Source organism: Bacillota bacterium, assembly GCA_036504675.1.
Classification (GTDB): Bacteria; Bacillota; Sulfobacillia; order JAJYWN01; family JAJZPE01; genus DASXUT01.
Window position 1 is genome coordinate 1 of record DASXUT010000007.1, and the last position, 6,475, is coordinate 6,475.

Below are 6,475 nucleotides of genomic sequence, written 5' to 3' on the forward strand. Positions count from 1 at the left end.
CGGGTCCCAGCCGGCGAAGCCGTAGTAGAGGTCGCGGGCGGCCTCGAATTCCCGGCGGTCGACGTGGCGGCCCGCGGCCGGACCATCCGGCAGCCCTTCGAAGACGCGCGTCGGCAGCTCGTCGTCTTTGCGGGTGAAGCCCTCGCGGGCGTTGAAGGCCCGCATCAGGTTGATCCGCCGTTCGCCGATCTGCATCAGCTCGACCAGGCTGGTCTCCCAGCCGAGGCCGGCCCGGCAGACCTCGACCAGGTCGTCCGGTCCATACAGCTGCCAGGCCGGACCCCAGACGAACTGGCACAGGCAGAGGGTGTCCATCATCGAGTAGTAGCCTTGGGTCAGGTAGGCGTAGCGGACCTTCTCGGCGTCGAGAGCGAAGTTGTCGGGGTAGCCCCGCCAGAGGCCGAGCTCGCCGAGGCGGACGCGCTCGCGGCTGTCCGGCGGCATGGTCAGGATGGGGTCGTGCTCCGATGACTGGTGGTCGGCGCCGAACGGATTGACCGCGTAGACCAGGCCGACCGACGGCTTGTACTGCGGCATGTGGGCCGGCAGCTCCTGGCCCTTGACGGTGACCAGGCAGGCCTCGGCCCCGCGGCCGATCTGCTTGGCGGCCCGCTCGCTGCCCTCGGCCAGGAGGTCGCCGAGCCCTTCCCGCTTGGCGATCATCTCGACCAGCTTGACCACGATCTCGCCGTCGCCGAACCGGAGCTCCAGACCGCCGGTGTCTTTGGTGGTCAGGAGGCCTTTCTCGAAGCACTCCATGGCGAAGGCCACCGTGCCGCCGGCCGAGATCGTGTCGAGGCCGTACATGTTGCACAACTGATTGGCCCGGGCGACGTCGGTGAGGTCGCTGACCCCGCAATAGGAGCCGAAGGCGGCGCAGGTCTCGTACTCGGGGCCGCCGTAGCGCGGGTCGACCCTGCCCGGCACCTCGACCACCCGCTTGCACCGGACCGGGCAGCCGAAGCAGGTATCCCGTTCCTTGAGGATGGTCTTGGACATGGTCGTGCCGGTGATCTTCTCGGCCCTGTCGCCGAACCAGCCCGAGGAGAAGTTCCGCGTCGGCAGGAAGCCGTTCTCGTTCTGGCCGATGAGTTCGCCGGAGGTGCCGTGCTCGCCCAGGCCGACCATCCCCGGGTTGTCGGCCAGCCGTTGCTTGGCCGCTTGGATGAAGGCCTTCAGCCGGGCGGGGTCGGCCGCTTCCTTGGCGGTGGCCTTGCGGACGACCACGGCCCGCAGGTTCTTGGAGCCCATCACGGCCCCCAGGCCGTTCCGCCCGTTGGCCCGGGTGCAGCTCGAGAGGACGCAGGCGATGCGGGAGAGCTTCTCGCCGGCCGGGCCGATCTGGGCGACCTCGACCGGATGGCCGATCTCGGCCCTGATGGCGTCCTCGACCTCCCCGGTGACCTTGCCCCAGAGGTGGCCGGCCGGCTTCAGTTCGGCCCGGTCACCGTCAATGTACAGGTAGACCGGCTTCGGGGCCCGCCCCTTGAAGATTACGGCGGTCCAGCCGTTGGACCCGAGATAGGCCGGGAAGAAGCCGCCACCCTCGCTGTCGCCGAGAGCCCCGGTGAGCGGGCTCTTGGCCGCCACGACCAGCCGGCTGAGCCCGGCCGCGGGCAGCCCGGTCAGGGCCGACACCGCGAAGACCAGGACGTTGTCCGGCCCGAGCGGGTCGACCTTGGGCTTCATCGCTTGCAGGATGAGGTAGGCCGCCAGGGCCGACCCGCCGGGGTAGAGCCGATGGGTCTCCGACGGCAGGGTGCGGGTCGTCAATGCTCCCGTGGTCAGGTCGACCTCGAGGAGCTTGGCTTCAGGGAATGGTTTCATCGGCAAGCCTCCTTTGTGGCGACGGTGGCGATGGCCGTCACCGCGGTCTTCCCCGCAACTGCTCGGCCATGAACTGACCGGCCCGCTCGGCGGCGGCCAGCTGCAGATCCTTGTTCTGGCGGCTGACCGGCAGGAAGGCGACCGGGCTGAAGGGGATCCAGTTCAGGTAGTCTTCGAGGCACTTGACGGCCCGCGGCGAACCGGTGCCGGAGCCGCCGGCCGCGGCGATGCCGATGAACGGTTTGCCGTAGAAGGCCGACTCCTGGCGGCGCGGCCACTCGCTCCGGCGGAGCCGGTCGAGGAAGGTCCGGGCCGACTCGCTGAGGTCCCAGAAGTAGACCGGGGTGGCGAAGATGACCCCATCGGCAGCGATTAGCTTCTCCCGCAGGGCGTAGAAATCGTCCTCGTCCTTCTGGATGCAATCCTCCTTGCGCCGGCACTGGCCCCAACCGTCGCCGCAGGCCCGGCACAGATTGACAGGATGGTCGTTGAGGTGGATCAGTTCAGTCTCGGTTCCCAGCGAGGCCGCTCCGCGCAAGGCGGCCGCGGCCAGGCCGGCGGTCAAGCCGTCCCGATTCGGGCTGGACTGAAGGGCTACGATTCTCATCGCTTCGCCTCCTGCGGGATGATTCGCTGCCGCGGCGGGCTCGTCCTTCAATCCTTTATGTTGACATAACACAAGGGTGGCGTCAAACGGAAAAACAGGGAGCGCCCCTAGCCGGTGGCCACGCCGGCCACACCGGGCCGGTCCTCCAGGTCCCAGCGGGGACACCTAGGGCCCCAGCGGGCCAGGATCTCCCCACCACTACTGAGGCTGATCACTTCACAGTGGTTGGCGCAGCGGTCGCATTCGAAGGAGGAGGCCGCGAACGGCCTGGCCGAAGCGGCGAAGCCGCGGAAGCTGGACGGCTTTCCGCTCCGGACGGCCTCTCTGGCCAGCATCGCGGCGCCGATGGCCCCGGTCACGGAGTGGTACGGGGTGACCACGATCGGATGCCCCAGGGTCTCTTCGAAGGCCCGCCGGATGCCGACGTTCGAGGCCACCCCGCCCTGGAAGGCTATCGGCGGGGTGATCTCCTTCCCCCGGGCCACGTTGTTCAGGTAGTTGCGGACCAATGCCTCGCACAACCCGTAGAGGATGTCCTCGGTCCGGTGACCGAGCTGCTGCTTGTGAATCATGTCCGATTCGGCGAAGACGGTGCAACGCCCGGCGATACGGACCGGGGTCTTCGAGCCGAGGGCCATCGGGCCGAGGTCTTCGATCCTGATCCCCAGCCGGGCGGCCTGCTGGTCGAGGAACGAGCCGGTGCCCGCGGCGCAGACGGTGTTCATCGCGAAGTCCAGGACCCACCCATCGCGCAGCAGGATGATCTTGGAGTCCTGCCCCCCGATCTCGATGATCGTCCTGACTCCGGGGACGAGGAAGGCCGTGGCCGTAGCGTGGGCGGTGATCTCATTCTTGATCACGTCGGCCCCGGCGATGACCCCGGCCAACTGTCGCGCGCTGCCGGTGGTCCCACAGCCCCGGATGGTCAGCCCTTCCGGGAGGTTGGCGGCCACCTCGGCCAGGCCCGCTTGAAGGACGGTGATGGGTTGCCCCCGGGTCCGCAGGTAGACCTGGTTGAGGACGGTCATCCCCTCGGTCAGGACGACCAGGTTGGTGCTCACCGAGCCGACATCGATGCCAAGGTAAGCGATCACGCGACCCCCTCCTTCCCCCGTCGGCGCTGCCAGAGCATGTCGACAAAGGCTTCGCAACGGGTTCGCACGCCGGCCTCACCGGTCTGCTCGTCCAGGAAGAACGAGAGGACCGGCAGATCAAGGTCCCTTGAGACGGCGGGCAGGATCCCCCGGGCGACGATCTCCGGGATGCAGGTGAAAGGGGCCAGTTGGACCAGGCCGTCGAAGCCCCGCTTGGCGAAAAGGACGGCGTTCCCCACCGACTCCTGGCCGTGGCCGCCGATGGCCGCTCCAAGATAGGGCCCGGCGGCCTCCTTGGCCCTGTTGCCGACCTCGGTGACGACGTTCTCGGCCGTCCAGCCGGAGAGGGTGATCGACGGCTGCACCTCGGCCCCCATCTCCCCAAGCATCTTCTCGATGTCCAGGTTGGAGGCCGGTTCGAGGACGACGTAGATCTCGCCGACGAGGCCGATCCGAAGGACCGGCCGCTCGGGGTCGCGGGCGACGGCCTGGAAGGCCTCCAAGCCGCGCCGGCGGGCCGCCTCGATATCCTCAAGGGTCTCGGCGGCGTCCAGGGTCTTGATGGCCCCATCATAGGCGGCCTCGGCACTTCCCCGCCGGAGCTCGCGCGGGCGGAGCCGGCGCAATTCCGCTCCGAACTGATCGATGGCGGCGATCTTCTTCAGCACCTGCCTGACCAAGCGGACGATGCGGGGGATGGAGGCCCGGTTCCGGTTGAGCCGGCGGACGTTCCGCAGGAGACCGAGCGGATCGCGGGCGATCGGTTCGAGGACCACCAGGTCGAAGGCGTAGCCCTTGCGCCGCAGGATGTCCGCCTGCACCTGGGCGTAGTGACCGGCCCTACAGGGGCCGACCCCGCCGGTGGTGACCAGGACCTCCGCCCCCTGCTCGAGGGCCTCGATGTAGGTTCCGAGGGTGATCTTGAAGGGCACGCAGAAGAACTCCGGCGCGTTCTTGAAGCCCAGCGAAAGCGTGTCCTGGGTGGGCCGGTCGGGGACGACGACCTCCCACCCCAGGCGGGAGAAGAGGTGCCGGAAGGCCGGGGAGTACGGGCCCATGTGGGCGAAGCCGAGCTTAGTCAGGAGTGGTCGCCACCCTTCGGCGGAGCATGTCGACGAAGGCCTCGAGGCGGGTGATGTAGCCCGCCTCTCCGCTCTGCTCGTCCAGGGTGATGTTGAGGTAGGGGCACCGCTTCCGCTCCCCCTCCAGCTCGAGCACCTTGTCGACGAGGGCGTCGGGGCCGCAGGCGAAGGCGGTCACGTGGACCACGCCGTCGACCTCCGCGCGGCCGGGGCCGAGGAAGTGATAGCCGGAGCGAGCGACCAGGTCGCTGTAGCGCCAGAAGGGCCGCTTCGGGAAGAACGGGTTCTGACGGCGAAGGACCCGCTCCGGGACCGTCTCGATGGTCCTATAGTCGACGTTGAGGGACCGCAGCTTGTCGAGGAGCCCGAGGTTGGCGTACTCATCGAAGATCAAGTACGGGTAGCCGAGGAGGGCGATGCGGACGGGGGGGCCGACGGGTGGAGCACCGCCGGCGGCTCTGTGGGCGTCCGGACGGGTGGGCGGCTTGGCCCCCTCGGGAAGACCCCCGCCGGTCAGCCTCGCCCAATACTTACGCTGCGTCCGGGAGGCCGAGAAGAAGGCTCGGACGATGGCCCGACCGCGCGCCCCCAGGCGCCGCCCCAGCCACCAGCAGGACCGCCACAGAAAGAGCGGGCCGGTCCGGCGGTCGATGGCCACGTCCAACAGTGGCGGCAGTTTCAGGCCGCTGTGCCGGACGAGGTCGGGCAGGCCGAGGAACTTCGGGCAGAAGACCCGGTTGCCCTGCACAGACATGAGTCTCGGGACAAACAGGTAATCGACCCGGTCGGCCAGGTCGATGAGGTGACCGAAGTAAAGTTTGATCGGCAGGCAGGCCTCGCTGACGCAGGCGGTCACCCCGGCGTCCAAGGTCTTCCGGGTGGTCAGCCGGGAGGCCACGACCTCAGCCCCCAGTCCGGTGAAAAAGGTCCGCCAGAACGGCGCGTAGGTGAAGTACCACAACGTCCTGGGAATGCCGATGCGCAACGCTCATCCCCCCAAGGCCGCGGCGACGGTCGTTCCGGGCCGTCGCGGTCTGTCGGTCCCCGACCGAAGTCGGTCGCCCCGGTCAGAGCAGAACCGAGGCTCGGTCGACGATCTTGGTCGCCAGGGCGGCCAGCTGACGACGTTCCTCTCGGGTCAGGTCGGCCAGCAGGTCGGTCATCCTTCGGAAGTGCTCGGGGAGGACCTTCTTGACGAGCTCCGTGCCCCCCCGCGTCAGCCGGACGTTCAGCATCCGACGGTCCCCGGGGTTGGCCTCCCGGACGATCAGGTCGGTCCTCTGCAGACCGTCAAGCAGCCCGGTCACCGTGGCCCGGCTGACCCCGGCCTGGTCGGCCAGGTCGGCCGGGGACAGGCCGTCCTCATTGAGCCAGAGGAGGACGAGGAGGAGGAACCGCCCCTGGGAGACGCCGAAGCGGCCGAAGTAGTCATCGAAGTAGTCATAGACCTCCGCGGCCGCCCGTACCAGCGACAGGCAGGTCTCCACGGCGGCCACATCGTCCGCCGGGGCGCGCCGGGCCAATCGATCCAGGGCCTGGCGCATCGGGGAACCGTGAATGACCTCCACCACCCGAGCCCTCCCCACAATGGTTAGCACCCTAATTATAACCCGCCTAACGGCAATCGACAAGAGGCCGCTTGGCCGGACTATCGACCAAGCGGCTCGTGGTTTGGCGCTGAGGTCACATGTTCGGTTCGATCTTCCCCATCGTGCACAGCGGGACGATCGCCGTATTGAAGTAGATCTCGGCGTAGAAGATTGGCCGGTCGTTGAGGTCGTAGACGACCTCGTCCCAGGAGAAAATGGGTTGCCCGGCCGGCAGGCGCATCGCCTCAGCCACCTTGTCATCGACGATCCTGGCCA

At 68.3% G+C, this 6,475-nt stretch carries 7 protein-coding genes; all 7 read right to left on the bottom strand.

Annotated features, from left to right (window positions below; translation table 11 throughout):
• The coding region (locus VGL40_00420) for an aldehyde ferredoxin oxidoreductase family protein (protein HEY3313738.1) at nucleotides 1-1,827 on the bottom strand (1,827 nt) is incomplete at its 3' end.
• A gap of 37 nt (nucleotides 1,828-1,864) precedes the next feature.
• Complete coding sequence (locus tag VGL40_00425; protein ID HEY3313739.1) at nucleotides 1,865-2,434, bottom strand: flavodoxin family protein; 570 nt, start codon at nucleotides 2,432-2,434, stop codon at nucleotides 1,865-1,867.
• A gap of 107 nt (nucleotides 2,435-2,541) precedes the next feature.
• Nucleotides 2,542-3,528 carry an acyl-CoA dehydratase activase gene (locus VGL40_00430; protein ID HEY3313740.1) on the bottom strand — a complete coding sequence of 329 codons (987 nt, stop codon included), beginning with the start codon at nucleotides 3,526-3,528 and terminating at the stop codon, nucleotides 2,542-2,544.
• Entirely contained in the window at nucleotides 3,525-4,586 is a 1,062-nt protein-coding gene (locus VGL40_00435; GenBank protein ID HEY3313741.1) for a CoA protein activase, read from the bottom strand. The genes VGL40_00430 and VGL40_00435 overlap by 4 nt, the downstream gene beginning before the upstream one ends.
• Before the next feature lie 16 nt (nucleotides 4,587-4,602).
• Nucleotides 4,603-5,595: an acyl-CoA dehydratase activase-related protein gene (locus tag VGL40_00440; protein HEY3313742.1), complete on the bottom strand. Its 993-nt coding sequence runs from the start codon at nucleotides 5,593-5,595 to the stop codon at nucleotides 4,603-4,605.
• Nucleotides 5,596-5,677: 82 nt separating this feature from the next.
• The gene (locus tag VGL40_00445) at nucleotides 5,678-6,178 is read right to left on the bottom strand and encodes a MarR family transcriptional regulator (GenBank protein HEY3313743.1); all 501 of its coding nucleotides are present in this window, start codon (nucleotides 6,176-6,178) and stop codon (nucleotides 5,678-5,680) included.
• Nucleotides 6,179-6,293: 115 nt separating this feature from the next.
• A partial coding sequence (locus tag VGL40_00450) for a UTRA domain-containing protein (protein HEY3313744.1) occupies nucleotides 6,294-6,475 on the bottom strand: 182 nt, incomplete at its 5' end.